The sequence below is a fragment of the Winogradskyella sp. UBA3174 genome, assembly GCF_002364335.1.
Taxonomy (GTDB): domain Bacteria; phylum Bacteroidota; class Bacteroidia; order Flavobacteriales; family Flavobacteriaceae; genus Winogradskyella.
The window spans coordinates 1-26,184 of the sequence record NZ_DEXW01000033.1 but is presented as its reverse complement, the minus strand read 5'-3'; the positions used below and the strand labels follow the sequence as shown (position 1 = coordinate 26,184).

General features: G+C 31.8%; 27 protein-coding genes and 2 tRNA genes. 15 read left to right on the top strand and 14 right to left on the bottom strand.

Translation table 11 applies throughout. The annotated features are described in order from the left end of the window. The first annotated feature begins 743 nt into the window (after nucleotides 1-743). The 3 genes from B2U95_RS04595 (at nucleotide 744) to B2U95_RS04585 (ending at nucleotide 4,382) form a co-directional block, all read left to right on the top strand. Nucleotides 744-3,011 carry an aconitate hydratase gene (locus B2U95_RS04595; protein ID WP_296313299.1) on the top strand — a complete coding sequence of 756 codons (2,268 nt, stop codon included), beginning with the start codon at nucleotides 744-746 and terminating at the stop codon, nucleotides 3,009-3,011. Between the two features lie 124 nt (nucleotides 3,012-3,135). Next, nucleotides 3,136-3,807 carry a Crp/Fnr family transcriptional regulator gene (locus tag B2U95_RS04590; protein ID WP_296313297.1) on the top strand — a complete coding sequence of 224 codons (672 nt, stop codon included), beginning with the start codon at nucleotides 3,136-3,138 and terminating at the stop codon, nucleotides 3,805-3,807. Between the two features lie 11 nt (nucleotides 3,808-3,818). Beyond that, nucleotides 3,819-4,382 carry a TlpA family protein disulfide reductase gene (locus tag B2U95_RS04585; RefSeq protein ID WP_296313296.1) on the top strand — a complete coding sequence of 188 codons (564 nt, stop codon included), beginning with the start codon at nucleotides 3,819-3,821 and terminating at the stop codon, nucleotides 4,380-4,382. Nucleotides 4,383-4,385: 3 nt separating this feature from the next. On the opposite strand, the gene B2U95_RS04580 is transcribed toward B2U95_RS04585, so the two are convergent. The 6 genes from B2U95_RS04580 to B2U95_RS04555 all read right to left on the bottom strand — a co-directional run bounded on the left by B2U95_RS04580 (nucleotide 4,386) and on the right by B2U95_RS04555 (nucleotide 8,382). Further along, nucleotides 4,386-4,832: a sterol desaturase family protein gene (locus B2U95_RS04580; RefSeq protein WP_296313295.1), complete on the bottom strand. Its 447-nt coding sequence runs from the start codon at nucleotides 4,830-4,832 to the stop codon at nucleotides 4,386-4,388. A gap of 18 nt (nucleotides 4,833-4,850) precedes the next feature. Then, complete coding sequence (locus B2U95_RS04575) at nucleotides 4,851-5,690, bottom strand: phytoene/squalene synthase family protein (protein WP_296313293.1); 840 nt, start codon at nucleotides 5,688-5,690, stop codon at nucleotides 4,851-4,853. 27 nt (nucleotides 5,691-5,717) lie between these two features. After that, on the bottom strand, nucleotides 5,718-7,178 hold the full coding sequence (locus B2U95_RS04570; protein ID WP_296313291.1) for a phytoene desaturase family protein: 1,461 nt from the start codon (nucleotides 7,176-7,178) through the stop codon (nucleotides 5,718-5,720). Continuing rightward, the gene (locus B2U95_RS04565) at nucleotides 7,178-8,080 is read right to left on the bottom strand and encodes a MerR family transcriptional regulator (protein WP_296313289.1); all 903 of its coding nucleotides are present in this window, start codon (nucleotides 8,078-8,080) and stop codon (nucleotides 7,178-7,180) included. The genes B2U95_RS04570 and B2U95_RS04565 overlap by 1 nt, the downstream gene beginning before the upstream one ends. Before the next feature lie 86 nt (nucleotides 8,081-8,166). Continuing rightward, nucleotides 8,167-8,250: transfer RNA gene (locus B2U95_RS04560), tRNA-Leu, on the bottom strand. A gap of 59 nt (nucleotides 8,251-8,309) precedes the next feature. Next, nucleotides 8,310-8,382: transfer RNA gene (locus tag B2U95_RS04555), tRNA-Lys, on the bottom strand. A gap of 129 nt (nucleotides 8,383-8,511) precedes the next feature. On the opposite strand from B2U95_RS04555, the gene B2U95_RS04550 reads away from it, so the two are divergent. After that, nucleotides 8,512-9,033: a shikimate kinase gene (locus B2U95_RS04550; RefSeq protein ID WP_296313287.1), complete on the top strand. Its 522-nt coding sequence runs from the start codon at nucleotides 8,512-8,514 to the stop codon at nucleotides 9,031-9,033. Here the strand turns inward: B2U95_RS04550 and B2U95_RS04545 are convergent. Genes B2U95_RS04545 through B2U95_RS04535 form a run of 3 tightly spaced genes read right to left on the bottom strand, consistent with a single transcriptional unit; the run spans nucleotide 9,025 to nucleotide 10,476 of the window. After that, nucleotides 9,025-9,528: a phosphoribosyltransferase family protein gene (locus B2U95_RS04545; RefSeq protein ID WP_296313285.1), complete on the bottom strand. Its 504-nt coding sequence runs from the start codon at nucleotides 9,526-9,528 to the stop codon at nucleotides 9,025-9,027. The genes B2U95_RS04550 and B2U95_RS04545 overlap by 9 nt on opposite strands. Continuing rightward, nucleotides 9,528-10,121: a methyltransferase domain-containing protein gene (locus B2U95_RS04540; RefSeq protein ID WP_296313284.1), complete on the bottom strand. Its 594-nt coding sequence runs from the start codon at nucleotides 10,119-10,121 to the stop codon at nucleotides 9,528-9,530. Before B2U95_RS04540 ends, B2U95_RS04545 begins: the two co-directional genes overlap by 1 nt. Further along, on the bottom strand, nucleotides 10,108-10,476 hold the full coding sequence (locus B2U95_RS04535; protein WP_296313282.1) for an RNA-binding S4 domain-containing protein: 369 nt from the start codon (nucleotides 10,474-10,476) through the stop codon (nucleotides 10,108-10,110). The genes B2U95_RS04540 and B2U95_RS04535 overlap by 14 nt, the downstream gene beginning before the upstream one ends. A 137-nt stretch (nucleotides 10,477-10,613) precedes the next feature. On the opposite strand from B2U95_RS04535, the gene B2U95_RS04530 reads away from it, so the two are divergent. Beyond that, a complete protein-coding gene (locus B2U95_RS04530) occupies nucleotides 10,614-11,678 on the top strand; it encodes an FKBP-type peptidyl-prolyl cis-trans isomerase (protein WP_296313280.1) in 1,065 nt (354 codons plus the stop codon). 75 nt (nucleotides 11,679-11,753) lie between these two features. Here B2U95_RS04530 and B2U95_RS04525 read toward each other — a convergent pair whose 3' ends face one another. Genes B2U95_RS04525 through B2U95_RS04510 form a run of 4 tightly spaced genes read right to left on the bottom strand, consistent with a single transcriptional unit; the run spans nucleotide 11,754 to nucleotide 14,913 of the window. After that, complete coding sequence (locus B2U95_RS04525; protein ID WP_296313279.1) at nucleotides 11,754-12,353, bottom strand: outer membrane beta-barrel protein; 600 nt, start codon at nucleotides 12,351-12,353, stop codon at nucleotides 11,754-11,756. A gap of 55 nt (nucleotides 12,354-12,408) precedes the next feature. Beyond that, a complete protein-coding gene (locus B2U95_RS04520; RefSeq protein ID WP_296313278.1) occupies nucleotides 12,409-13,362 on the bottom strand; it encodes a transketolase family protein in 954 nt (317 codons plus the stop codon). Beyond that, a complete protein-coding gene (locus tag B2U95_RS04515) occupies nucleotides 13,359-14,066 on the bottom strand; it encodes a hypothetical protein (protein ID WP_296313276.1) in 708 nt (235 codons plus the stop codon). The genes B2U95_RS04520 and B2U95_RS04515 overlap by 4 nt, the downstream gene beginning before the upstream one ends. 1 nt (nucleotide 14,067) lies before the next feature. Continuing rightward, a complete protein-coding gene (locus B2U95_RS04510) occupies nucleotides 14,068-14,913 on the bottom strand; it encodes a transketolase (RefSeq protein WP_296313274.1) in 846 nt (281 codons plus the stop codon). Between the two features lie 166 nt (nucleotides 14,914-15,079). Here B2U95_RS04510 and tgt point away from each other — a divergent pair, with 166 nt between their 5' ends. From tgt to B2U95_RS16285, 10 genes are all read left to right on the top strand, one after another. Then, nucleotides 15,080-16,210, top strand: coding sequence for a tRNA guanosine(34) transglycosylase Tgt (gene tgt, locus B2U95_RS04505; protein ID WP_296313272.1), 1,131 nt, complete (start codon nucleotides 15,080-15,082; stop codon nucleotides 16,208-16,210). A gap of 57 nt (nucleotides 16,211-16,267) precedes the next feature. Next, on the top strand, nucleotides 16,268-17,290 hold the full coding sequence (locus B2U95_RS04500; protein WP_414727663.1) for an LptF/LptG family permease: 1,023 nt from the start codon (nucleotides 16,268-16,270) through the stop codon (nucleotides 17,288-17,290). Then, on the top strand, nucleotides 17,277-18,185 hold the full coding sequence (locus B2U95_RS04495; protein WP_296313270.1) for a DMT family transporter: 909 nt from the start codon (nucleotides 17,277-17,279) through the stop codon (nucleotides 18,183-18,185). The genes B2U95_RS04500 and B2U95_RS04495 overlap by 14 nt, the downstream gene beginning before the upstream one ends. A gap of 55 nt (nucleotides 18,186-18,240) precedes the next feature. Beyond that, nucleotides 18,241-19,194: an acetyl-CoA carboxylase carboxyltransferase subunit alpha gene (locus B2U95_RS04490; RefSeq protein ID WP_296313268.1), complete on the top strand. Its 954-nt coding sequence runs from the start codon at nucleotides 18,241-18,243 to the stop codon at nucleotides 19,192-19,194. Nucleotides 19,195-19,362: 168 nt separating this feature from the next. Then, a complete protein-coding gene (dnaB, locus tag B2U95_RS04485; RefSeq protein ID WP_296313267.1) occupies nucleotides 19,363-20,895 on the top strand; it encodes a replicative DNA helicase in 1,533 nt (510 codons plus the stop codon). Nucleotides 20,896-20,967: 72 nt separating this feature from the next. Further along, nucleotides 20,968-22,008: an AI-2E family transporter gene (locus B2U95_RS04480; protein WP_296313265.1), complete on the top strand. Its 1,041-nt coding sequence runs from the start codon at nucleotides 20,968-20,970 to the stop codon at nucleotides 22,006-22,008. A 56-nt stretch (nucleotides 22,009-22,064) separates the two neighbouring features. After that, a complete protein-coding gene (locus B2U95_RS04475) occupies nucleotides 22,065-22,982 on the top strand; it encodes an aminotransferase class IV (protein ID WP_296313263.1) in 918 nt (305 codons plus the stop codon). Nucleotide 22,983: 1 nt separating this feature from the next. After that, a complete protein-coding gene (locus B2U95_RS04470) occupies nucleotides 22,984-23,700 on the top strand; it encodes a sulfotransferase family protein (RefSeq protein ID WP_296313261.1) in 717 nt (238 codons plus the stop codon). 146 nt (nucleotides 23,701-23,846) lie between these two features. Continuing rightward, a complete protein-coding gene (locus tag B2U95_RS04465) occupies nucleotides 23,847-25,031 on the top strand; it encodes an asparagine synthetase B (protein WP_296313333.1) in 1,185 nt (394 codons plus the stop codon). A gap of 573 nt (nucleotides 25,032-25,604) precedes the next feature. After that, complete coding sequence (locus B2U95_RS16285) at nucleotides 25,605-25,721, top strand: T9SS type A sorting domain-containing protein (RefSeq protein WP_414727662.1); 117 nt, start codon at nucleotides 25,605-25,607, stop codon at nucleotides 25,719-25,721. A 193-nt stretch (nucleotides 25,722-25,914) separates the two neighbouring features. Here the strand turns inward: B2U95_RS16285 and rplT are convergent. Beyond that, the coding region (gene rplT, locus B2U95_RS04460; RefSeq protein ID WP_296313259.1) for a 50S ribosomal protein L20 at nucleotides 25,915-26,184 on the bottom strand (270 nt) is incomplete at its 5' end.

Below are 26,184 nucleotides of genomic sequence, written 5' to 3'. Positions count from 1 at the left end.
GTTTAACTTTTATAAAACTGTAGATATTAATAATTATAAGAGATTGGAGTGCTTCTTTTAGAAAAGTAGTCATTTATAGGTTAGATTCAATTTATTATAGCCGTATACCTACATAATAAATAGACAAGTATAAACAGCTTTAGAACCTTACTTTTAATTTTTGGAATTTCAATTTTTGTGGTAACGCATATTGTTATTGTTTATTTTAAAATAATGCCTTACGGCTATAACCTTTTATATCTCCCATTTATTGGAATAAGTATAACCTTAATTTTTCCATGGTTTATAAAACTAAATACAAATCGATTCGTTTCAGATATAGTATATTATCAAAGTACCCGACTCTACGCCATTTATTTGTAAATTATTCTCTTGTATTATTAGCCGTTGAAAGATTTATTAATCCGTCTAGACACGCAATTTTAATTTATTTAATAGCGTCATTATTTTATATAGAACAGTTGAGTTGCCTGTACTAAAACTAAGAGATAAAATTGTGCCTCGTTAAGTTTTATTATAGGGATTTTCTATACAACCTAAATTTAGGGTGTTCTGTTAATTACGAATTCATTAAATAGTTAACATATAAGTAAGTAAAATACTATTTTTTCGATTATTTTTTTGATTTTGCCTAAACTATTCTTAATGGTTTATAGATTTTACTACACATTTTTAAAAATGCTTTAAAATTTGTAAATTTGTGTCACTAAAAAAATGAATTTCCAACCTCTTAAATATACTTTATGGCATTTGATATTGATATGATTAAAAAGGTTTACGCTAACATGACTGAGCACGTTGATGCAGCTCGCGATATTGTTGGTACACCACTAACACTTTCAGAAAAAATATTATACTCTCACTTATGGCAAGGTAAACCTACTAAACCATTTACACGTGGAAAGGATTATGTAGATTTTGCACCAGATCGTGTTGCATGCCAAGATGCTACAGCTCAAATGGCATTATTACAGTTTATGCAAGCAGGAAAGCCAAAAGTTGCTGTACCAACAACAGTACATTGTGATCATTTGATTCAGGCTAAAGATGGTGCTGCAACAGATTTAAAACATGCTAATAATACAAGTAGTGAAGTTTTTAACTTTTTAGAATCAGTTTCAAATAAATATGGAATAGGCTTTTGGAAGCCAGGTGCAGGTATTATTCACCAAGTGGTATTAGAAAATTATGCATTTCCTGGTGGAATGATGATAGGAACAGATTCACATACAGTTAATGCTGGTGGATTAGGAATGGTAGCTATCGGAGTAGGTGGTGCTGATGCCGTTGATGTAATGGCTGGAATGGCCTGGGAACTTAAGTTTCCTAAATTAATTGGTGTAAGATTAATTGGTAAATTATCTGGTTGGACTGCACCTAAAGATGTTATCTTAAAAGTAGCTGAAATTCTAACTGTAAAAGGAGGAACCGATGCTATTGTAGAATATTTTGGACCTGGTGCTTTATCTATGTCTTGTACAGGTAAGGGAACTATTTGTAATATGGGTGCCGAAATAGGGGCAACAACATCTACATTTGCTTATGATGATTCTATGGAACGTTATTTACGAGCAACAGATAGAGCAGATGTTGCAGATGCAGCAAATAAAATTAGACCTTACTTAACTGCTGATGCAGAGGTATATGAAAATCCTGAAAAATATTTCGATCAGGTTATAGAAATTAATTTATCAGAATTAGGCCCATTATTAAATGGCCCTTTTACGCCAGATTTATCAACCACAGTAGGTAGAGAAATGACAGAGAAAGCTACAGCTAATGGTTGGCCAATGCAGGTAGAATGGGGATTAATAGGGTCTTGTACCAATTCTTCTTACGAAGATTTATCTAGAGCATCATCTATAGCTCAACAAGCTCTAGATAAAGGCTTAAAGATGAAAGCTGAATTAGGCATTAACCCAGGATCTGAGCAAGTACGTTATACTGCTGAAAGAGATGGGATTTTAGGAATTTTTGAAGCACTAGATGCTAAAATATTTACTAACGCTTGTGGTCCATGTATAGGACAATGGGCAAGATACAGTGACCCTAAAAATGCACCCAAGAATAGTATAGTACATTCTTTTAATAGAAACTTTGCAAAGCGTGCCGATGGTAACCCAAATACACACGCTTTTGTAGCTTCACCAGAATTAACGGCAGCTATAGCAGTTGCTGGTCGTTTAGATTTTAACCCATTAAAAGATAAACTTATCAATGAAAATGGTGAAGAAGTAATGTTCGATGAGCCAACAGGATGGGAATTACCTCCTAAAGGCTTTGAGGTAAAAGATAATGGCTATTTAGAGCCAGTAGCAGATGGTAGTGGAGTAGAAGTTTCTGTAAACCCAACGTCTGAACGTATACAATTATTAGAGCCTTTTGTACCACTTGGTGATTCTATTTCTGGTGCGAAATTATTAATTAAAGCTTTCGGTAAATGTACTACAGATCATATTTCTATGGCTGGTCCTTGGTTACGTTTTAGAGGTCATTTAGATAATATAGCAAACAATACTTTAATTGGTGCTGTTAATGCATTTGGTAAGAAAACTAACTTTGTTAAGAATCAGTTGACAGACGAGTTTGGAGGTGTGCCAGATACAGCAAGAGCTTACAAGGCTGCTGGAGTTAAGTCTATAGTTATTGGTGATCATAATTATGGAGAAGGATCTTCTAGAGAGCACGCAGCAATGCAACCAAGACATTTGGGTGTTGCTGCTGTAATTGTAAAATCATTTGCTCGAATTCACGAAACAAACCTTAAAAAGCAAGGTATGCTAGGTTTAACATTTGCTAATGAAGCAGATTATGACTTAATACAAGAGGATGATACATTCAACTTTACAGATTTAAAGGAGTTTGCACCAGATAAGAAACTACATTTAGAAGCCGTACACAATGATGGAAGTAAAGATGTTATTTCTTTAAACCACACCTATAACCAAGCACAAATTGATTGGTATAAAGAAGGGTCTGCTTTAAATTTAATTAAAAAAGAAAACGCTTAGAAAGTATAACTTTTTAGAAAATTTAAACTCCTGGCATATAAAGCTAGGAGTTTTTTTGTTTTTTATGAAAGGTTTTCTATTATTAAACGACTCTAAGGTTAACTCAATTAAATCGAAACTAATTATGAACTCATTATGGGTATTCGAAGACGTGAATCTTTTCAATATACTTTGTCCTCATAAGTTTAAAAAATTTAAGGCATGTCATGACTTTGATACTTATAAAAAATGCGATTATATTTATTTCGAAGATGATGCTGCCAACAAAGTATATCTTATAGAAAAAGGAAAAGTGAAGATTGGTTATTATAATGAAGACGGGTCTGAAGTAGTAAAGGCAATATTAAGTAAAGGAGAGCTTTTTGGAGAGAAAGCTATACTTGGGGAAGGGGTACGAAATGAGTTTGCTCAGTCTTTAGAAAATAACACGTCAATATGTCCAGTTAGTGTAGATACCATGCACGAGTTAATGAGAGATAGCCAAAGCTTTAGTTTTAAGGTCTATAAGTTTATTGGTTTTAAATTCAAAAAATTAGAACGTCGTATTCAGTTATTACTTTTTAAAGACTCTAAAACGAGGTTTTCTGAGTTTTTAAGCGAACTATGCAATGATTATGGATATGACTGTGATAAAACAGGTGATAATATTATAAATCATCCATATACACAAAAAGATATTGCTTCACTCATAGGTGTTTCTAGACCTACATTAAATATATTGCTGAATGAATTAAAGGAAGCTAACGTTATAGATTTTAAACGTAAGCAGATTAGAATTTATAAAAAGTCAGCTTAAAATTCTTTCAAATGAAGTTAAAAATTTCTAAGCTTAACATCCTATTTTTAATTATTATCCTAGTATTAATAATCCCTCAGACGAGACAACCAATACAAGTGCTACTTCATAAGGGCTTAAGTTATGTAAGTAGTTCTAACATTATAGAAAAAGAGGATAGAATATTAGTTAAGGATTCTAATTGGCAATTAAAGTCAGATAAAAATTATATTATAAATTTTATTGATAGTAAAGGAAAAGTTGTTTTTGTTAATTTTTGGGCGACTTGGTGTCCACCATGTATTGCAGAGATGCCAAGTATTCAAGAGTTATATTCAGAATATAAAGACGATGTAGTTTTTCTCTTTGTTACTAATGAAGATTTTCAGATTGTTGAAAAATTTATGACTAAAAAGAAATTTACTTTTGAAGTATTCAACCCAATCAATACTATTCCAAATCAATTATTAACGAAGTCAATACCAAGAACTTTTATTATAAATAAAAAGGGTGAAATTGTTGTCGATGAATCTGGTGCACTAGATTGGAATAGTAAAACTGTTAGACAGCAATTAGACCAATTGATTTCTGAATAATTATTACTTAAAGTATTTAAATGGTACGATAAGCATCCCAAAATTCTCACCTTTATCTTTCCCTAAGTGCTTATGGTGAATTTTGTGCGCACGTCTTAAACCTCTTGCATATTTATTATCAATATTTCTAAGCCATTTAAAACGTTGGTGAATAAATATGTCATGGACAATAAAATAAGCCAACCCGTACATTAAAATTCCAAAGCCAATAGGTAATGTAAACCAAACTCCTTCAACACTCCAAAGGTAAAAACAAGACATACTTACTACGGCATAAAAAATAAAAAAAGTATCATTACGCTCAAACCAACTATCGTGATCTTTATGATGGTGATCTTTGTGTAGACCCCATAAAAAACCATGCATAACATACTTGTGTGTAAACCATGCATTAAATTCCATCATAAAGAACGTGCTTAAGAAAATTATAATCCAAAAAAAAGTTTGCATAATAGTTATTCTAAAATTTTATAATAAGTTTAATTGATACTTCACGTAACTTCGAGTAAGTAGTTCTACTTTTCTATAATTAGGAACTCTTATTCTTGTGGATTTTATTTTTAAAGCTGGTGTCTTTTTTAACTTATCTAGTAGCTTGCTGTAGTAGCGATAGGCCATAAAAACACCAAATCTCGCTTCTAGAGGAAGACGTTTAATGCCTTCGAGACCTTTAGCAAAATCCTCTTCTATATCTTTAATAATAGTTTGCTTAGAAACTTCGTCTAAATGATTTAAATCTGTATTAGGAAAATAGGTTCTACTTAAGTCGTCAAAGTCTGCTTTTAAATCTCTAAGAAAATTTACTTTTTGAAATGCAGAGCCTAAACTCATAGCTGAAGATTTTAAATCTTCATATTTTTCATTATCACCATTTACAAAAACTTTTAAACACATTAAACCAACAACGTCAGCAGAACCATAAATATAATCTTTGTATTCTTGTTCTGTTAAATACTCTTTTTTATGAAGATCTAGTCGCATGCTATTCATAAATGAGTCAACCAAATGTTTATCAATTCGGTACTTATGATAAGTTTCTTGAAATGAATTTAAGATAGGATTTAAACTAATTTTATCCTCTAATGAATTTTCTAAATCATTTTCAAAATTCTTAAACAACTTTTCCTTATCATAATCATGAAAAGAATCAACAATTTCATCTGCAAAACGCACAAAGCCATATATGTTATATATATCTTGTCTTATGGTATCAGATAGCATTTTTGTAGCCATAGAGAATGATGTGCTGTAAGCATTCGTCACAAGCTTACTACATTCTTTGGAAACATTGTCAAATAGTGATTTCATAGTAATGTTATGTTTCTAAAACGGCAATTAAATTTCATTTTTTTGAATCAGTTCTGCTACGAGCTTTCCTGAAATTAATGATGGAGGTACACCTGGCCCAGGAACAGTTAGTTGTCCGGTAAAGTACAATCCATTTACTTTTTTACTCTTTAGTTTTGGTCTTAAAAAGGCTGTTTGCATTAATGTGTTTGCCATGCCGTATGCATTTCCTTTATAAGAGTTGTATTCGCTTATAAAATCGTTAACACAAAACGATTCTTTAAAAAGTATATTTTGTTTAACATTTTGATTGGTGCGCAGCTCAAAGCGATTCATAATTATATCAAAATATTGTTGTCTTAGTGCTGGTGTATCCTTTAAACCTGGTGCTATTGGAATAAGGAAAAACCCCGTTTCACAACCACTAGGAGACATGCTTTGATCTGTTACTGAAGGAAAGTTAGCATAAAATAATGGATCTTCGGGCCATTTTGGGTCATCATATATTTCTTCTGCATGTTTCTCAAAGTTCGTGTCAAAGAATAAATTGTGATGTTCTACATTTTTAAGCTTTACATCAAAACCAACATAAAACAGTAAAGATGAAGGAGCAAACGTACGTTTGTCCCAATACGATTCCGAATACTGCCTATAGTTTTTATCGAGTAAAGTTTCAGAATGATGGTAGTCTGCACCACTTAAAACAATGTCTGATGTAATGGTCTCTGCATTAACAGAAATCCCAACAGATTTGCCGTTAAAAACATTAATTTTTTCTACATTACTGTTTGTATTAATAGTGACTCCTAAACTTTCAGCAAGAGATTTCATTCCTTTTATAATCTCATACATACCTCCTTTTGGGTGCCATGTTCCTAAACCAAAATCAGCAAAATTCATAAAACTATAAAATGATGGTGTCTGGTTAGGTTTTGCTCCTAAAAATAAAACAGGAAACTCTAATGTAGATATTAGTTTGGGATTCTTAAAATTCTTACGAACTTCAGAACTAATTGTTTTAAAGAACTGATCAACTCTAGTTATGGTTTCTTTAGTTACCAGCTCAAATGGTGATAAACCAGGTTTTAAAACGACTTTATTTATCGCAATATTATAATGCTCTTGAGCTCTGGCAATAAACTTGCGTAAAGGCTTAGAGCTACCAGGTTCAATACGATCAAACTCTTCACATATTTGGTCCATATGGTCACCAATTGTGATTACGTCATCTGAAAAGAAAATTTTGTACGCAGGACTCAATTTATCTAACTCGTAAAAGTCACTAGTACTTTTACCAAAGTCGTTAAAGAATTTTTCGAAAACATCTGGCATCCAATACCAACTTGGTCCAATATCAAAAGTAAAACCATCTTTTGTGATTTGTCTCGCTCTTCCGCCAACCATTGCGTTTTTTTCATAAATAGTTACATCGTGTCCAGCCTTTGCCAAGTAACAACATGCAGATAAAGCAGAAAATCCAGAACCAATTATTGATATTTTTTTACTCATTAATTTAATTCGCTTAAAAGAGATTGTATAGATTTAAAGGCTTTCATCCCTTTCGGTAATTCTGTAATATCGATTACGTTTAGCATCTGGCCTAAAATCCAAAATTCAGTTTGTGGTGCGTTTAAAATATGTTCATCGAAATCATGGAGATATTGTTTTATATCATCTTTTTCTGGCATTACTGTAAAATACGAAACGTAAGTTATGTTATCGTAGTAGTTTTGAAGGTCAGATAAATTTTCTAAAGGAACACTTTGACCTAAAAATATACACTGATAGCCTTTGCTTACTATTTCGTGATTAATAAACATTAAACCAAGTTCGTGTATTTCGTTATCTGGAAGATATAGTACAAAAGTTTTATTTGATTTATGCTTTTGCTTTGCTTGGACCTTCTCTGTACTAACTAATATTTTTTGTCTAATTAGAGTGGTTATAAAATGTTCATGTGCTGGTGATATCGTATTTGTTTGCCACAATAAACCAATTTCAGTAAGAAGTGGAATATAAATATCGTAGAAAATTTCAAAGAAAGCTTTTTCCTTTATAAGCGATTCATATGTTTTATAGAATAATGCCTGATCAAAGTTAAGCATTGCCAATTTAAAGGAATTAATAGCATGACTTTCAATATTACTTTGTGATGCAATCTCTCTTACTAAAAGCGGTAACTTATGCTCTTCTATTGTTGCTATCTTCGATATTTTATAACCATTATTATTTAAGAAACTAACATTTAGTAGTTTCTGAAAACTTTCTAAATCGTAATATCTAATATTAGTCTCTGTTCTTTTGGGTGTTAGTAAACTATAGCGCTTCTCCCAAATTCTGATTGTATGCGCTTTTACACCTGTGAGATTCTCAAGGTCTTTTATACTAAACTTGTTTTTAATGTTGTTCATTTTTTATAAAAAATGGTTAAACAAAAATAGTGCTATTAGCAATATAAAAGTTTGGAATTAACAAAAAATAAGTAAAATAGAAAAAGTGCGCACGAGAAGACTCGAACTTCCACGGACTAATGTCCACCAACCCCTCAAGCTGGCGCGTCTACCAATTCCGCCACGTGCGCTAATAACATAAGTTAAAGATAAAAAAAAAGTTAAGCTTAGGTAGCTTAACTTTTTTTTGTGACCAGTCTGGGGCTCGAACCCAGGACCCTCTCCTTAAAAGGGAGATGCTCTGCCAACTGAGCTAACTGGTCATAATGCTTTTCTCTAACGAGGGTGCAAATATAAAATGTTTAATTAATTAAACAACACTTTTTTTATTTAATTTTTTGTTTTTTTGTTGTCTCTTTGCGTAGAGATTTAATAATCAATTTATAAGCTTTATGATAGTCATTTTAATGGGGTACATGGGATCAGGAAAATCTACTATAAGTAAGGAATTAGCTACAGTGCTAAATTTTAGTTTCTTAGATTTAGATGATTACATAATTAATAAGGAAAGTGCTTCAATTTCAGAACTATTTAAAACTAAAGGTGAAATATATTTCAGAAAAAAAGAAACAGCGTATTTAAAAGAGCTTACAAGTTCTAAAAATAATTATGTCATTGCTCTAGGTGGCGGAACACCATGCTATGGTAATAACATAGAGCTATTAGTAAATAACCCTAATGTTGTTTCGTTTTATTTGAAGCTTTCAATACCATCTTTAGCTCAGCGATTATTTACAGAACGTGAAAAACGACCATTAATAAGTCATTTAGAGACTGAAGCTATGTTGTTAGAATTTATTGGTAAGCATGTTTTTGAGCGTGTTCAATATTATACTAAAGCAAACCATACAATTTCTACAGACAATAAATCGAAGCAAGAAGTAGTAGAGCAAATTGTAATGAACCTAATCTAGGTATGCTTCATAAGGTTGTTTAGATAGATTAACATGCACATGTTCAAAAAGCGATGTTGATAAGGAAATACCCTTAAAATCTGCTTTTACAGGATATTTTTTGTGGTTGCGGTTAACCAATACAGCTGTTTTAAATTGTTTTAAAGGAACATCTAAAAAATGCTTTATGCCATAAATTAGAGTACTTCCAGAGTTTAGCACATCATCAATTAACACAATAGATTTATTTGTGTAATCTTCTTTTTTAAGTGATGTTAGTATAGGTAAAGTAGGTTGGCCTTTATTTATGGTTACTTTACACAATGTACATTTTATTGTAGAAATTTTTTCTAGGTTAGCTTTTATTTTTTTTGCTAATAGATAACCATTATTTTCTATCCCAGCAATAACAAGTTCTGTTTCGTCAACATTACATTCATAGATTTGATATGCAATGCGTTTAATCTTGTGCTCAATTTCTTTGTGACTTAAAATTGTGTTTTTTGTTAGTGCCATTAGGTCTTTTTTTCAAATATAAAAAACAGTTCCTTATCGTGCCTTTGTTTTACAGAATTAATTGATTTTTCTAAAACTCTAATGTCAAACAATTTTTTGAATAATGATTTGTACTCAGGTAAACTTCCACCAAATGGAGGACCAGAGTTTGTTAATTTAAAATCAAAAAGTAGGCCAACGAGTTTTCCATTTTTTTCTAATAGCGTATGCATTTTTGAAACATATGTCTTTCTTAAATTAGGGTTAAGAGCACAAAAGAACGTCTGTTCTAATATTAAATCAAAAGTAGTATTTAAATCAAAAAAATTCTTGCACAACAACTGCTCAGAAGGAAAATCTGGAATACGCTTTTTTAAGTTATCTAAAGGGTGTTTTGCAAAATCTAAAACACAAATATTTTTAAAGCCATTGTTCCATAAATATTCGGCTTCATAACTGTTGCCAGCACCTGGTATTAATACCTTTAATGTTTTATCATTAAGTTGCTGAATATAAGTTATCAAAGGGGTAGATCCATAACCGATATCCCAACCTATTTGTTTGTTTTTATAACGACTATCCCAATATTTATTATCTAAGTTATTCTTCTTCATAATAGCCATCAATATCGCGTCTATCTTTTTTTGTAGGTCTACCAGTTCCTTTCTTTCTGTAATAGTCTTTACTATACTTTAATAATTGCTTAGCCTCAAAAGCTTCTTTTGGTGTTGTATCTGTTCTGTAAATATCTACAAGTTTAGCACCAACTCTATTTGGAGGTAAATCATTTACAGTTAATTGGTATATAATCTGGTCTTTTCTTAACTCGATATTATCTGTTGCATAAACATCTCTAGACGGTTTTACAACTGAGCCATTGACCTTTATTTGTCCTTTTTTACAAGCTTTAGTAGCGATACTTCTTGTTTTATAATATCTAACACACCACAAAAATTTATCAATTCTCATATATTTTTTAACTAAAAACTACGTTAATCTTATAGTACAAAAATATTATAATATTGTATATTGCAACCATATTTATTGAGCAATAATGAACCTTATATTAATTATGTGGTATTTTAATATAAGTAAAATAAAACGTTATGAAAACTAAACAATTTAGATTAAGCCTTCTGGTCTTCTTCGCTTTTGCATTTTGTATTTCTTGTGAGCCAGATGATGATACTGTTACAAATGTCTTTACTACCAGAGATAGAGATGAGCAACAAATAGTTGACAATGATTCTATTTTAGAATTCTTTGCAACGCATTATTATAACGCTAGTTTCTTTGAAACTGGAATCAATCATAAGATTGAAGATATTATTATTTCAGAGTCAGCTATTGATGAGAACGGTAACTCTAATAGACTTTTAAGTGAGGCATTAGCAGATGGTACAATAACGACAAGAACTACTATTCTGTTTGAAATAGATTACACGTATTACTTTCTAAATTTAAACCAAGGAGAAGGAGATTCTCCTACTTTTACAGATCAAGTAAGGGTGAGGTATGAAGGTTTTACAGTAGAGACTGAAGAAATTTTTGACCAAATAGTTACACCAGTAAGTCTGCCTTTAACAGGATTAGGTTTTTCAGGTGGTGCAATACCTGGTTGGCAACGTGTTTTACCTGAGTTTAATGCAGCACTAGATTTTTCTATTGGTAGTGATGGTTCAACAAATTATAATAATTATGGTTTTGGGATTATGTTTATTCCTTCTGGTTTAGCTTATTTTGCATCACCACCTCCTGGATCTTCTATTGATGCATATGCAAATTTAGTCTTTAAGTTTGAGTTGTTACAAAAAGAGGAACTTGATCACGATAATGATGGCATACCTTCTTATATTGAAAATTTAAATAATAATGACGATGTTTTTGATGATGATACAGATGAAGATGGGGCACCAAACTATATAGATTTAGATGATGATGCTGATGGCGTTGCTACAATTAATGAACTTGTTTCTACAACTTACCAAGTAGATACTAGTATTGATCCTGAGCCTACGTTAGCTGCCAATGAATATGAGGTTAGTAGAAGTGAAGTTGATGGCATACTAACTATTAATACGGTCACAGCAGTTGATTCTGATAACAATAATATTTTAGATTATTTAGACGAAAATATTTCTGAAAATTATAATGATGATGAGGATAGCTAAGAAAAAATGAAACATAAAAAAGCCGCTTATTAGCGGCTTTTTTATGTCTATTTAAAACTAAACAATTCATTTACTCTAAAGTGCAATAGATAAACTTAATATTAATTGTTCTGGTCTTGTATCTATTCTTCCAACCGTATTTGGGCCAAAGTTGTTATTAATAAAAACAGCTTCATTATCACTAAATCCTCTTTCGTATCTCAAATCAATTCCTATCTTATTAAAATTGATTGCTATTCCAAAATTTAAACCAATTGAGAAATCGTTTTCAATATTATCTATATTAATACCATTAAAATCTGTGTCTAAAATGTATTGTAATGAAGGACCTGCAAATACACTTATTGGACCTAACACTTTAATACCAACTAATAAAGGTGCGTCTATTTTTTTGATTTCAAACAGGTCGTTATTATAGTCGCTCTTAGTAGCGGTATATATTAACTCTGGTCTAAAGTATAGTCTATTACCAATTTTGCCAAACACACCAATATGATAACCAATATTGCGATCTGGGTTTTGAGCATTTTCACCTATAGACTCAAAGTAATCACCATTAGTACCATAATTTAAACCACCTTTAAAGCCAAAACTACTTCCGTTTTGGGCATTTAAACTCAACATTGTAAGCGCTAAACAAGTAACGATTATAGTAGATTTTTTTAAAATTTTCATAATGTTCGTTTTTTAAGATTAGGAATCTAATATCAAAAACGTTGCCAAAACAAAATTATTTTCTTTTTAAGACAGTTTTTGCTGCATTTATAATAGCATCACTGTTTAATCCATACTTATCCATTAATTGTGCAGGTGTACCAGATTCACCAAAAGTGTCTTTAGTAGCAACAAACTCTTGAGGAGCAGGCTTATTTTGAGATAAAACTCTAGCAACACTCTCTCCTAGACCACCTAAATAGTTGTGTTCTTCTGCTGTTACTATGCATCCTGTTTTACCAACAGAATCTAAAATAGCTTTATCATCCAATGGCTTAATAGTATGAATGTTTATAACTTCGGCAGAGACACCAGCTTCATTTAAAGCTTTTGCTGCTTCTAGTGCTTCCCAAACCAAATGTCCTGTAGCAACTATTGTAACGTCATTTCCTTCAGTAAGTTTAACTGCTTTTCCTATTTCAAAGGTTCCGTTTTCTGGAGTAAAGTTTGCAACTTTTGGGCGCCCAAACCTAAGGTATACAGGTCCTTCGTGTTTTGCTATAGCTAATGTTGCTGCTTTGGTTTGGTTGTAATCACAAGTATTAATTACAGTCATACCAGGTATCATCTTCATTAAACCGATATCTTCTAAAATTTGATGCGTAGCACCATCCTCTCCTAAAGTAACACCAGCGTGAGAAGCACATATTTTGACATTTTTATCAGAATAAGCTACACTTTGTCTTATCTGATCGTAAACTCTTCCGGTTGAGAAATTGGCAAATGTACCTGTAAAAGGTATTTTGCCACCAATAGTCATTCCTGCTGCGATACCAATCATATTAGCTTCAGCAATACCGATTTGAAAAAAACGTTCAGGATGATTTGCTTTAAATTCATCCATCTTTAAAGATCCAGTTAAATCTGCACAAAGTGCAACAACATTTTCGTTTGTTTTACCTAGTTCTGTCAAACCAGCTCCAAATCCTGATCTTGTGTCTTTACTTCCTGTATTTGTGTATGTTTTCATTCTGTTATTTTGAAACTGTAGTTAATTTTTATTGTCTTTTTTTTATCGTTAACCTTTATGGCTTCGATCATAGTGTTATTATTTTCAATTACTTTCATAATTAAACCACTTGGTATATTTGGCATTGATTCGTCTTCTAAACCAGATTTCTGAAATGCAATCTCAAAGATTTTTTTAAAGATTTGATTATTATTTACATTGTAGTCCTTATCTGTAGCCATAGTTATTACGTCATCTGGATTTTCACTTGGAAACATATTATAAACTTTCACATCTTTTCCAAGAACTTTTATAGTCTCTCCAGTATTTTCAGTAATTAAGTCTAAACTATTTTCATCCCCATTACTTCGACGAACAGGTATAAATGAGTCTAAGCTTAAATTAAAGTAAATTAAATTTTTGTTTAATTCAAACACCAATGTCAAGGTTCCATCTTCTGTGTTAAAAATGATATTACTTTTAGCATTTACAAAATCCTCAGATGAATTTTTAAGCATCGATTTTGCTAATCCTAATGCTAGCTCATTATAATTTGTCCAAAGATATTTACCATTTTTATCAAATCCGATAGATATAGTATCAATTGTTTTATTGCCCTTACTTGGTATTGTATAGTCAACAACATAATCTATTTCTATAACCCTTTCTTGTGAAAAGACTAGTGATGTAATAAAAAGAAACGTAAAAAGTAATGATCTACTCATATTAATAGTCACCTAGAGTTTCAGGGTTTTGAGATAGTCCTGTTTTTAGTTGTTCGTCATTTGGAGCTTTACCATGCCATGCATGAGTATGCATCATAAAGTCTACACCATTACCCATAACAGTTTTTAATAAAACACAAATTGGTTTTCCTTTTCCGGTTAAAGATTTTGCTTCGGCCATACCTTCAAGAACGGCTTCAATATCATTACCTTCTTCAATTTCAACGACAGTCCAACCAAAAGCCTCAAACTTCCCTTTTATACTTCCCATTGGTAAGACACTATCTGTAGAACCATCAATTTGTTGACCGTTTAAATCTATCGTAGATATTAAATTGTCAATTTTTTTAGCAGAAGCATACATTATAGCTTCCCAATTTTGCCCTTCTTGTAATTCACCATCACCATGTAAACTATAAACCAAATGATCATCATTATTCAGTTTTTTAGTTTGCGCAGCACCTATAGCAACAGACATTCCCTGACCCAAAGAGCCTGAAGCAATTCTAATACCTGGTAAGCCTTCATGCGTTGTTGGATGCCCTTGTAAACGTGAATTTATTAACCTAAAAGTGTTCAGTTCATCTACAGGGAAATATCCGGATCTTGCTAATACACTATAATAAACAGGAGAAATATGTCCGTTTGATAGGAAAAATAAATCTTCACCATCACCATCCATATTAAAATTGTCTTTAGTTTCCATAATATCTTGGTAAAGTGACACGAAGAATTCAGCACAACCTAAAGAACCACCTGGATGACCAGAGTTTACTTTGTGTACCATTCGCAATATATCTCTACGAACTTGAGTAGTTAAATCTTTTAATTTTTGTGTATTTGGCATTTTTTATAGCTTAGATTAGTAGTGCAAAAGTAGTTTTTTATGATAGCCTTACAAAAGTGTAGTACGTTCACTTATTAACGATTTTAAGGATTTGCTAACAATTTTAAATTTAATTAAGATGTCAATGTTGTTGAGTTAATTATATTTGCCGTTAGACTAAGTTTTAATGGATTTTATACGTTTAGCAAAAGATAAAGCAACAAAGGCAAGAGCTGGTACAATTACGACCGATCATGGTACTATAGAAACACCAATATTTATGCCTGTTGGAACTGTAGGGTCAGTAAAAGGTGTGCATCAACGCGAATTAAAAAATGATATTAACCCAGATATTATTCTTGGTAATACCTATCATTTATATTTAAGACCTCAAACTGCTATTTTAGAAAAAGCAGGAGGCCTTCATAAATTTATGAATTGGGATAGGAATATCTTAACTGATTCTGGTGGTTATCAGGTTTATTCTTTGTCTGCAAATAGAAAAATAAAAGAAGAAGGTGTTAAATTTAAATCTCACATAGATGGAAGTTATCACGTTTTTACGCCAGAGAATGTGATGGAAGTTCAGCGTACTATTGGTGCTGATATTATAATGGCATTTGATGAATGTACTCCATATCCATGTGATTTTAATTACGCAAAACGATCAATGCATATGACGCATAGATGGTTAGAGCGTTGCTTAACACATTTAAAAGAGCTTCCTTTTAAATATGATTATGAGCAAACATTTTTTCCGATTGTTCAAGGAAGTTGTTATAAAGATTTAAGACAACAATCTGCGGAATATATAGCAAATGCGGGTGCTGAAGGAAACGCTATTGGTGGTCTTTCAGTAGGAGAGCCTGCTGAAGAAATGTATGCAATGACTGAAGTCGTTTGTGAAATTTTACCAGAAGATAAGCCACGTTACTTAATGGGTGTTGGTACACCAATCAATATATTAGAGAATATAGCGTTAGGTGTAGACATGTTTGATTGTGTAATGCCAACACGTAATGCTAGAAATGGAATGTTATTTACGGCATACGGTAGTATAAATATCAAAAATTTAAAATGGGCAGATGATTTTTCACCTGTAGATGAAATGGGAATTACTTTTGTAGATACAGAATATACTAAAGCCTACTTAAGACATCTATTTACAGTTAATGAATTATTAGGTAAACAAATTGCTACGATACATAACCTAGGATTTTATTTATGGTTAACTAGAGAAGCAAGAAAACACATTATTGCAGGTGATTTTGGGGTTTGGAAAGATAAAATGGTTAAACAAATGGATAATAGATTGTAATACGTGAAAATTTTAGATTGGTACATATTAAAACGCTACTTGTTTACATTTTTAATGATGTTACTTCTGTTTATTCCCATAGGTATTACGGTTGATTTAGCAGAGAAAGTTGGAAAAATATTAGAGAATGAAGCTCCATTTGGAGAAGTATCCGCCTATTATTTAGATTTTACAGTTTATTTCGCGACTTTATTATTCCCATTATTTTTATTTCTTTCGGTAATTTGGTTTACGTCTAAACTAGCTAACAATACCGAAATAGTAGCTTTTTTAAGCTCAGGGGTTTCATTTTCTAGATTTTTAAGACCCTATTTAATCGGAGCTACAATAGTTGCTAGTCTCGCTTTATTTTTAGGGATGTATTTGTCTCCTATAGCAAGTCAAGGGTTTAATGAGTTTAAGTTTAAATATTTAAAAAAGAATAAAAGAATTCAAAAAACCAAAGATGTTTATACACAGGTTAATGATAATGATTACATATACATTAGTAATTTTATGCCAAAGCAAAAAGTAGGTAGGAATTTTACTTATGAGCATTTTGAGAATAACGAGCTGAAGTATAAAATATTCGCTGACAATATTAGATACATCGAAGAAGATAGTACTTACAGATTAACCACTTATTTTAAACGTACGTTTAAAAACGGTAAAGAATATATTGAAAAAGCAAGACGAAAAAACATGGATTTACCCTTTGAGTTGGAAGATTTGACACCCGTTGAATACGCCGCTGAAACAAAGCCTTATGGAGAACTATTAGATTTTATCGCAGCAGAAAAACGTAGAGGTTCACCCAATATTGGACGATACGAGGTGGTAAAGCTAAGAAAATGGAGTTTACCAGTATCTATATATATATTAACCATTATCGCAGTTGCTGTATCATCAGTAAAACGACGTGGAGGAATGGGAGCAAACTTAGCAGTAGGTATTGCCATAGCGATGATCTATGTGTTTTTTGATAAAATTTTTGGTGTTATGGCAGAGCAGTCAAACTTTGAGCCGATAGTTGCAGTGTGGTTTCCTAATTTAGTATTTGGTATTTTAGCAATATATCTTCTGCGAAATGCCAAACGTTAAATTAAAGCACTATTTACATTTACATTTTCTTGTTTTTATTGCAGGTTTTACGGCAATTCTAGGTGAACTTATAACTATAGGATCACTAGCGCTTGTATGGTATAGAATGTCTATTGCAGGCATCATAATGTTTGTGTTTATTAAAGTTACGCGACTTAATACTGAAATTTCAAAAAAAGCAGTCTTACAATTTTCTATTGCTGGTGTGATTATAGCATTACATTGGATCACTTTTTTCGAATCTATAAATCAGGCAAACATATCTATAGCTTTGGCTATGTTTTCTTCTGGTGCATTTTTTGCATCTTTTATAGAACCCATTTTTTTTAAACGGAAGATTTTACTCTACGAGATTATTTTTGGGCTTATAGTTATTATAGGTGTTATACTTATAACCAGTAGTGAGATGGACTATATAAATGGAATTATATTAGGTTTATTATCAGCTTTATTTTCTACATTGTTTGCTGTGATTAATGGGAAATTTATCGAAAAGCATAATGCAACAATTATTTCATTTTATGAGTTTATAAGTGGTGTTGTGTTTTTGACTGTTTTTATACTTTTATCAGGTAGTAGTTTTGATGCTGAGTTTTTCACACTTTCAAATTCAGACTGGTTATATATTTTTATTTTGGCTTCTGTTTGTACTGCTTATGCATTTATAGGTGCAGTAGAAGTAATGCGTTATATAAGTCCATATACAGTTATTTTATCCTATAATCTTGAGCCTTTATATGGAATTGGACTCGCACTAATTTTGTTTCCTGAAAAAGAAAAGATGTCACCTCAATTTTATATAGGGTCAATACTTGTCTTAGGTGTTGTCTTATTAGATGCCATTTTTAAAAACTACAAAAAGAGAAAAAGTAAAACCAATACCATAACCAATTAAAGTTTTTATATTTGTAGCAGAATAACTAACCAAACTAAAACTAACTTCAAATTGTATGGAATATTTAGAGTTTGAATTACCAATAAAAGAGCTAGAAGACCAACTAGATAAGTGTCAGATTATCGGTCAGGAGAGTGATGTAGATGTTACAGAGACCTGCAAACAAATTGAGTTAAAGCTTGCTGAGACTAAGAAAGATATATACAAAAATTTATCAGCATGGCAACGTGTACAATTATCGCGTCATCCAAATAGACCTTATACATTAGATCATATTAAAGCGCTTTGTGGCGATTCTTTTTTAGAATTACATGGAGACAGAAATGTTAAAGATGATAAGGCAATGATAGGTGGTTTAGGTAAAATAGGTGACCAATCTTATATGTTTATAGGTCAGCAAAAAGGATTTAATACCAAAACCAGACAGTATCGTAATTTCGGAATGTCTAACCCTGAAGGTTATCGTAAAGCATTACGCTTAATGAAATCAGCAGAAAAATTTGGTATTCCTGTAGTTACTTTAATTGATACTCCAGGTGCTTATCCAGGTCTAGAGGCTGAAGAGCGTGGACAAGGTGAAGCCATAGCTCGAAATATTATAGAAATGGCACGTCTTAAAGTTCCTATAATAACTATTATAATAGGCGAAGGAGCATCAGGTGGTGCATTAGGAATTGGAGTAGGTGATCGCGTTATGATGCTAGAGAATACGTGGTATTCAGTTATTTCGCCAGAATCATGTTCTTCAATTTTATGGAGAAGTTGGGAATATAAAGAACAGGCTGCAGAAGCTCTAAAGCTTACAGCCAAAGATATGAAGCGCATGAAGCTTGTTGATCAAATTATTAAAGAACCATTAGGTGGCGCACACACAGACAGAGAGAAAGCTTTTTCAGCTGTAAAAGATGCTATTTTAAAGTCTTATGAAGATCTTAAAAACTTATCACCAAAAGAATTGGTTAAACAACGTATGGATAAATATAGTGAAATGGGAGTCTATAAAGACTAGTTCCACTAAACATAGGTAATTTAAAAAACTGAAGTCTTTAACTTCAGTTTTTTTGTCACTATTAACAATATATAAGAGTTATTAACAGTTAAATTGTTAACGAACTGTTGAGATTGCAAAACACTCAACATGTAGTTTATCAATACCATTTAGCTACTTTCGTACACTATGAAACAACCAAATCCAATACAAGGTTATAAAGTTGATAAGAGCAATATTATTAGCCTTGAAAAAGGTAAATTACCACCTCAGGCACTTGACTTAGAGGAAGTTGTACTTGGGGCGATGATGATTGATAAAAAAGGTGTCGATGAGGTAATTGATATTTTGAGCCCTGAAGCATTTTATAAAGATGCTCATAAACATATTTTTGAAGCTATTTTTAAATTATTTGAAAACAGTGAGCCTGTCGATTTATTAACCGTTTCTAGTCAATTAAGAAAAGATGAAAAATTAGACGTGGTTGGTGGTGATTTTTATTTAATCTCCTTAACACAACGTGTATCATCTTCTGCGCATATTGAGTTTCATGCACGTATTATTCTTCAAAAATATATACAACGAAGTCTAATTAAAATTTCTAACGAAATTATAGAAGAAGCCTACGATGAGACCAAAGATGTTTTTGACCTTTTAGATAATGCAGAAGCTAAGCTCTATGAAGTTACTCAAGGTAATGTCAAAAAGTCAACTGAGACGGCTCAGAGTTTGGTAATTCAAGCTAAAAAGAAAATTGAAGAAATGTCTAACAAAGAAGGAATGAGTGGAATTCCTTCTGGTTTTGATAAACTAGATAAATTAACTTCTGGTTGGCAACAATCCGATTTAATCATTGTAGCTGCACGTCCTGGTATGGGTAAAACAGCATTTACACTAACGATGGCTCGTAATGTTGCCGTTAATAGTAATATCCCTGTGGCTTTCTTTTCATTAGAAATGTCTTCTGTACAATTAATTACACGTTTAATTTCAAGTGAAACAGGCTTGTCTTCAGAAAAATTGAGAACAGGTAAGTTAGAAAAACACGAATGGGAGCAACTCAACGTAAAAGTAAAGACTTTAGAGAATGCACCTTTATTTATAGATGACACTCCTTCACTTTCAATTTTCGATTTAAGAGCAAAAGCACGTCGTTTAGCCTCCCAATACGGCATTAAAATGATAATGATTGATTATTTGCAATTGATGACAGCGGGTGGAAGTCAAAAAGGAGGAAATCGTGAACAAGAAATATCAACAATTTCTCGTAATCTCAAGGCTTTGGCTAAGGAATTAAGTATTCCTGTAATAGCATTATCACAGTTATCGCGTGCGGTAGAAACACGTGGTGGAAGTAAACGACCTTTATTATCTGATTTACGTGAATCTGGTGCGATTGAGCAAGATGCGGATATAGTGTCCTTTATTTATAGACCAGAATATTATAAGATTGATGAATGGGATGATGAAGAACGCTCTCCAACAGAAGGTCAAGGTGAATTTATTGTAGCTAAGCATCGAAATGGTGGACTAGATAGTATTAGATTGAAGTTTATTGGTCACTTAGGTAAGTTTGATAATTTAGATGATTTTGATACTCCTTTTGGTGAATTTCATTCTAAAATGAATGCAGCTGCAAATGATAACACGTTTAAACCAGATAATTTCCCTTCTCCCTCTGACGCTTTTGATGGACCTGAAGATGATGGTGTGCCTTTTTAACAGCATTTTATGAATTAAAAAATTCTTTTTTAGCTTACCTTTACTTTTGCTTATTTATAAGAAAATTGTCTCATGTTAGATCAAAGACGTACAACCAACGTGTTGTTACTAATTATTGTTGTTCCCCTAGTTTTTTATTTATTAAAAATCTTATCTTTTATATTTATACCATTAGTATTTTCAATGTTTATAGCGCTCTTGTTTTTACCATTAATGAGATGGTTTGGAAGAAGAAAAATACCCAAATTTGTAAGTGTAATTATAGTCTTACTTTTAGTAATTGGAGGTCTTAAACTGGGTATAGAATTAATACAATTATCTAGCAAAGAAATTATAGCTACAAAATCAGAATTTTTTCCAAAAGCAGAAGAAAGATTAGGAGAGATTAAGTTGTATTTATCTGACACGTTTGGTGTAGAATATGAACAGAATAAAAATATCTTTGCTCAATTTTTTGAGAAAGAAAATCTAGGTTCAACTATTGGGTTTTTAAGAACTTTTTTAACCACATTACTTATGACTGTTTTCTTCGTTATCCTATGGTTAGCAGAGTCAATAAATGTCTACAAATTATTAAACAACACACTCTTAAAACAAAAATATACTTCGGTAAAAACCTTTATGAAGATTGAAAATGATCTTATAAAATTTATTAAAGTAAAATTTTTGGTAAGTGTTTTAACCGGTCTCTTTACCGGATTAATGTGTGTGTTTTTTGATGTAAGTTTCCCTATTTTTTGGGGATTATTTGCTTTTGCAATAAACTTTGTTCAAATGGTAGGTTCCTTTATCTCAGTTATACTATTATCTATATTTGCGTTTGTAGAATTAGACCCAACGAGTACTTTATTTTTCTTTATTTTATCTGTAGCACTTGTTCAAGTTGTTTTCGGTGCAATTCTAGAGCCTATTTTTATGGGTAAATCGTTTTCAATTAATATCATAGCGGTTCTAGTTATGCTTATGTTTTGGGGCTTTCTATGGGGAATTCCAGGTTTAATTATGGCAATTCCAATTACTGTATTTATAAAAATTATTCTTGAACAATTTCCGGGTACAAAACTTATTGCAAGTCTTCTTTCTGGTAAGCAAACCGATCTAAAAGAACTTTAAAAGGATAAAATACTGTTACTAATTTTAAGTAGCTTTACTACTTAAAATCTAACTATATGATTCACGGTACACACAACGCCATAGAAGACCCGAGAAATGAAGCTATTTTAATTTCTATAAACGATCAATTATTCCCTAGAAATGAAGCTAAGATATCAGTTTTTGACAGTGGTTATTTAGTGGGTGATGGTGTTTGGGAAGCTCTAAGACTTCATCATGGTGTCCTAGTATCTTTAGAAGATCATTTTAATCGTTTGTGGCAATCTGCTGCAACTGTTGGTATGCATTTACCTTTTACTAAAGGGGAGTTAACTCAGAAGGTTTGGAATACGTTAAAGGCTAATAAAATGACAGACGGTGTGCACGTTAGAATAATGATAACCCGTGGGATTAAAAAAACACCTTCACAAGATCCTAGATTAATAATTTCTGGGCCTAACGTTGTTATTATTCCTGAGCATAAAACAGCCTCAAAGGACTCCAAAGAAAAAGGAATTACACTTTTTACAAGTACGATAAGAAGAGGCTCTCCAGATTATTTAGACCCACGATTAAATTGTCATAGTAAACTTCACGAAGTACAAGCTTTAATTCAAGCAATTCAAGCAGGGGCTGATGAGGCATTAATGTTAGATATACACGGGTTTATTGCAACATGTAATGCAACTAATTTTTTTGTAATTAAGAATAATGAAGTTTGGACGTCTACAAGTAAGTATTGTATGAATGGTATAACTAGAGCAAAAGTTATTGAAGTTTGTAAACTAAATAATATTCCTTGCTACGAAAAAGACTTCTCTTTATTCGACGTTTATGGTGCTGATGAAGCTTTCGTTACTGGTACATTTGGTGGATTAACACCAGTTACTAAAATTGATGGACGACAAATAGGTGAAGGTAACTATGGTGATAAGACAAGAGAACTTAGTAAACTGTATAACATACTCATTGAAAAAACAGTATCAAATGGATAATATGAAACGTATTTGTCTATGGTCTGGGCCTCGTAATATCTCAACAGCGTTAATGTATTCTTTTGCGCAACGAGATGATACTAAAGTTTTCGACGAGCCCTTATATGCCTATTATTTGAAGTATCATCCCGAAGCCCATGCTTATCATCCTGGTGCTCAAGACATTTTAAATACAATGGAAAATAATGGTGATAACGTGGTTAAAATGATGTTGGAAGAAAATGAAAAACCAGTTTTATTTTTTAAGCATATGACGCATCATCTTCTAGATCTAAATCGAGATTTCATGAAGGAAATGATTAATATTATTCTAACAAGAGACCCAGAAGATATGTTACCCTCTTTTGATAAAGTCATTAAAAACCCCACCATAGATGATGTAGGCTATAAACTTCATTTAGATTTAATAAACTACTTTAAAAATGAAAAAATTTCATTTTCAGTATTAGATTCTAAAAAAGTATTATCAAATCCAGAAGAAGTATTAAAGAAATTATGTGCATTTATTGATATTCCATTCAGTAAAAAAATGCTGAAATGGTCACCTCAAAAAATAAATGAAGATGGGATTTGGGCAGAGTATTGGTACAATAACGTACATAAATCTAAAGGTTTTTTAACATATAAGCCAAAGGAAGATAAATTCCCAGAGCATCTTATACCACTTTTAGAAAAGAGCACACCTTATTACAAACAACTCTTAGCGTACGCACTTTAAATCTTAAAAGAATAATAAATTACAGTCTTACAGATTAATATTTGACTATATTTCGTTCTAAACCTACGAATTTGAAACAAGCACTTTTTATAATAGTTGTATTTTTTTTGAATATTAATGTATATGCGTCTTATATACTTATTCCCATGGATTCGGAATCTCAAGAAAACCATTTAAAAGCTTATGGTGTAACCTACTGGATGTTAGAACGTGAGCTTAAAGTGAAATGGCTATTAAACTATAGAGGTGGATCTTTTTTATTGCCAGATGGAGAAATTATACAACGCGAGTGTCAGATAAGAGGGGTTTCTTTCGAAATTATTTCTGATGCTAAAGCGGCTCAAATTTTAGAAAATATCGCTAGTCCAGCAGTTAACCAAGAAGCTGTCGTGTTAGAAAAAGCCCCTAAAATTGCCGTATACACACCTTACGGAAAACAACCTTGGGATGACGCGGTAACCATGGTATTAACGTATGCAGAAATACCTTATGAAACAATTTATGACAAAGAAGTATTGAATGATGAATTGTTATTATACGATTGGTTACACTTACATCATGAAGATTTTACAGGTCAATATGGTAAATTTTACAGAACCTTTCGTTCTGCGGCTTGGTATATTGAAGAAAAAAAATCAGCAGAAAATTTAGCAAAAGAATTAGGATACTCTAAAGTTTCTGATGCCAAATTAGCGGTAGCTATAAAAATTAAAAATTATGTTGCAGGTGGTGGATTTATGTTTGCTATGTGTTCGGCGACTGATAGTTTTGATATAGCTTTATCCGCAGAAGGTATTGATATTTGCGAGCCAATGTTTGATGGTGATGGAAGCGATCCAGGTTATCAGAATAAAGTTGATTTTTCTAAAACTTTTGCATTCAAAGATTATATTTTAGAGCGTAGTCCAAATGTTTATGAGTTTTCTTCAATAGATATGACTCGGAAACGACAAATTCCATTTAAGACAGATTATTTTTCATTAATGGAATATTCTGCAAAATGGGACCCTATACCAACCATGTTAACTCAAAATCATACGTCATTAGTAAAAGGGTTTATGGGGCAAACAACGTCTTTTACAAGAGATCAAATAAAATCTAATGTATTAGTGATGGGAAAGAACAGAACCAATGGCGAAGCTAAATATATTCATGGTATAAAAGGAAAAGGCTTTTTCACCTTTTATGGGGGTCACGACCCTGAAGATTATACACATAGAGTGGGTGACCCAAAAACAGAATTAGATCTACATCCAACATCTCCTGGCTATAGACTTATTTTAAACAATGTGCTATTCCCTGCAGCTAAGAAGAAAAAGCAGAAGACTTAAATTGAAATTTAACACTGTGAAGCAATTTATAATCTTAGTAGTATTTGTGTTATTTTATAATGCAAATTATGCACAAGACTTTAATCTTTATGGTACTTATATGAATTAGAAGCTAATTTAAGTGGTGTTATTTGGAATGTCGAAGATGTTTAACCAAATATTCATTCATATTTAATTATAAATAATGATCTTTCTTTTGAAGGTTTTGGAGTCCGCAATACGCTTTTAGGTAATTATACGTATGATGCTAGTGGATACAGCTTATTGCCAAACTTAATTCTACATATATTGACGCGATACAGAGAGTAAAATAGTTTTGAATATTCATTTTTTAATCAAGTATCTTCTAGCACGCAAAATAACATAACTTTAAATATTGAATCTAATAGTATAGAGCTTAAGTTGGAAAGCTTTTCAGAATTTATTGCTAAATATAAAAATATCAGCTTGTCAATTTTAGAATGAAAACTAACAGAATTATCAATTTATCCGAATCCGGTTTCTGAAGTTTTATATATATCATAAAACAATACTAAAGGATTAGAAACGATTATTTATAATATTTATGGATAAATTGTATATAGAAATAAGACTAATGATTCTAGTTTGAATTTATCAGAATTACCAAAAGGAATTTATTTTTTAGAGTTAATAACTGAAGAAAGTAAGGTAATTAGAAGATTTATTTAAGATTAGTTCAGTCATTTAATATAGTTTGATAATGAATAAATTGTTGCAATTATATATGAGTATTTAACAATTAAACTTTATATCAGTTGGTTTTCAAATGAAGGTGCATTTTTTAAATTAAAAACAAAAAGTCCGATTCTTGCGAATCGGACTTTTCTAAGCGAAATGTTGTTATTAATTTTGGCTAAAAGCCTTATTTTACTTTGTTTACTACTGCTTCAAAGGCTTCTGGGTGATTCATAGCTAAATCAGCAAGAACCTTACGATTCAATCCGATGTTATTAGTTTTTAATTTTCCCATAAATCTTGAATAGCTCATTCCATGTTGTCTGGCACCTGCATTAATACGCATAATCCATAACGCACGGAAATTTCTCTTTTTTACTCTACGGTCTCTGTACGAATATTGCATCGCTTTGTCAACCGCATTTTTTGCTACTGTCCAAACGTTTTTACGTCTTCC

Coding starts and splice junctions, on each gene's coding strand:
- B2U95_RS04550 (WP_296313287.1), top strand. CDS start 8,512: ATGATAGTCATTTTAATGGGGTACATGGGATCAGGAAAATCTACTATA.
- B2U95_RS04490 (WP_296313268.1), top strand. CDS start 18,241: ATGGAATATTTAGAGTTTGAATTACCAATAAAAGAGCTAGAAGACCAA.
- B2U95_RS04545 (WP_296313285.1), bottom strand. CDS start 9,528: ATGGCACTAACAAAAAACACAATTTTAAGTCACAAAGAAATTGAGCAC.
- B2U95_RS04520 (WP_296313278.1), bottom strand. CDS start 13,362: ATGAAAACATACACAAATACAGGAAGTAAAGACACAAGATCAGGATTT.
- B2U95_RS04525 (WP_296313279.1), bottom strand. CDS start 12,353: ATGAAAATTTTAAAAAAATCTACTATAATCGTTACTTGTTTAGCGCTT.
- B2U95_RS04465 (WP_296313333.1), top strand. CDS start 23,847: ATGGATTCGGAATCTCAAGAAAACCATTTAAAAGCTTATGGTGTAACC.
- B2U95_RS04495 (WP_296313270.1), top strand. CDS start 17,277: ATGCCAAACGTTAAATTAAAGCACTATTTACATTTACATTTTCTTGTT.
- B2U95_RS04515 (WP_296313276.1), bottom strand. CDS start 14,066: ATGAGTAGATCATTACTTTTTACGTTTCTTTTTATTACATCACTAGTC.
- B2U95_RS04530 (WP_296313280.1), top strand. CDS start 10,614: ATGAAAACTAAACAATTTAGATTAAGCCTTCTGGTCTTCTTCGCTTTT.
- B2U95_RS04475 (WP_296313263.1), top strand. CDS start 22,065: ATGATTCACGGTACACACAACGCCATAGAAGACCCGAGAAATGAAGCT.
- B2U95_RS04570 (WP_296313291.1), bottom strand. CDS start 7,178: ATGAGTAAAAAAATATCAATAATTGGTTCTGGATTTTCTGCTTTATCT.
- B2U95_RS04565 (WP_296313289.1), bottom strand. CDS start 8,080: ATGAACAACATTAAAAACAAGTTTAGTATAAAAGACCTTGAGAATCTC.
- B2U95_RS04585 (WP_296313296.1), top strand. CDS start 3,819: ATGAAGTTAAAAATTTCTAAGCTTAACATCCTATTTTTAATTATTATC.
- B2U95_RS04500 (WP_414727663.1), top strand. CDS start 16,268: ATGTTACTTCTGTTTATTCCCATAGGTATTACGGTTGATTTAGCAGAG.
- B2U95_RS04580 (WP_296313295.1), bottom strand. CDS start 4,832: ATGCAAACTTTTTTTTGGATTATAATTTTCTTAAGCACGTTCTTTATG.
- B2U95_RS04535 (WP_296313282.1), bottom strand. CDS start 10,476: ATGAGAATTGATAAATTTTTGTGGTGTGTTAGATATTATAAAACAAGA.
- tgt (WP_296313272.1), top strand. CDS start 15,080: ATGGATTTTATACGTTTAGCAAAAGATAAAGCAACAAAGGCAAGAGCT.
- B2U95_RS04590 (WP_296313297.1), top strand. CDS start 3,136: ATGAACTCATTATGGGTATTCGAAGACGTGAATCTTTTCAATATACTT.
- dnaB (WP_296313267.1), top strand. CDS start 19,363: ATGAAACAACCAAATCCAATACAAGGTTATAAAGTTGATAAGAGCAAT.
- B2U95_RS04510 (WP_296313274.1), bottom strand. CDS start 14,913: ATGCCAAATACACAAAAATTAAAAGATTTAACTACTCAAGTTCGTAGA.
- B2U95_RS04595 (WP_296313299.1), top strand. CDS start 744: ATGGCATTTGATATTGATATGATTAAAAAGGTTTACGCTAACATGACT.
- B2U95_RS04470 (WP_296313261.1), top strand. CDS start 22,984: ATGAAACGTATTTGTCTATGGTCTGGGCCTCGTAATATCTCAACAGCG.
- B2U95_RS04575 (WP_296313293.1), bottom strand. CDS start 5,690: ATGAAATCACTATTTGACAATGTTTCCAAAGAATGTAGTAAGCTTGTG.
- B2U95_RS04480 (WP_296313265.1), top strand. CDS start 20,968: ATGTTAGATCAAAGACGTACAACCAACGTGTTGTTACTAATTATTGTT.
- B2U95_RS04540 (WP_296313284.1), bottom strand. CDS start 10,121: ATGAAGAAGAATAACTTAGATAATAAATATTGGGATAGTCGTTATAAA.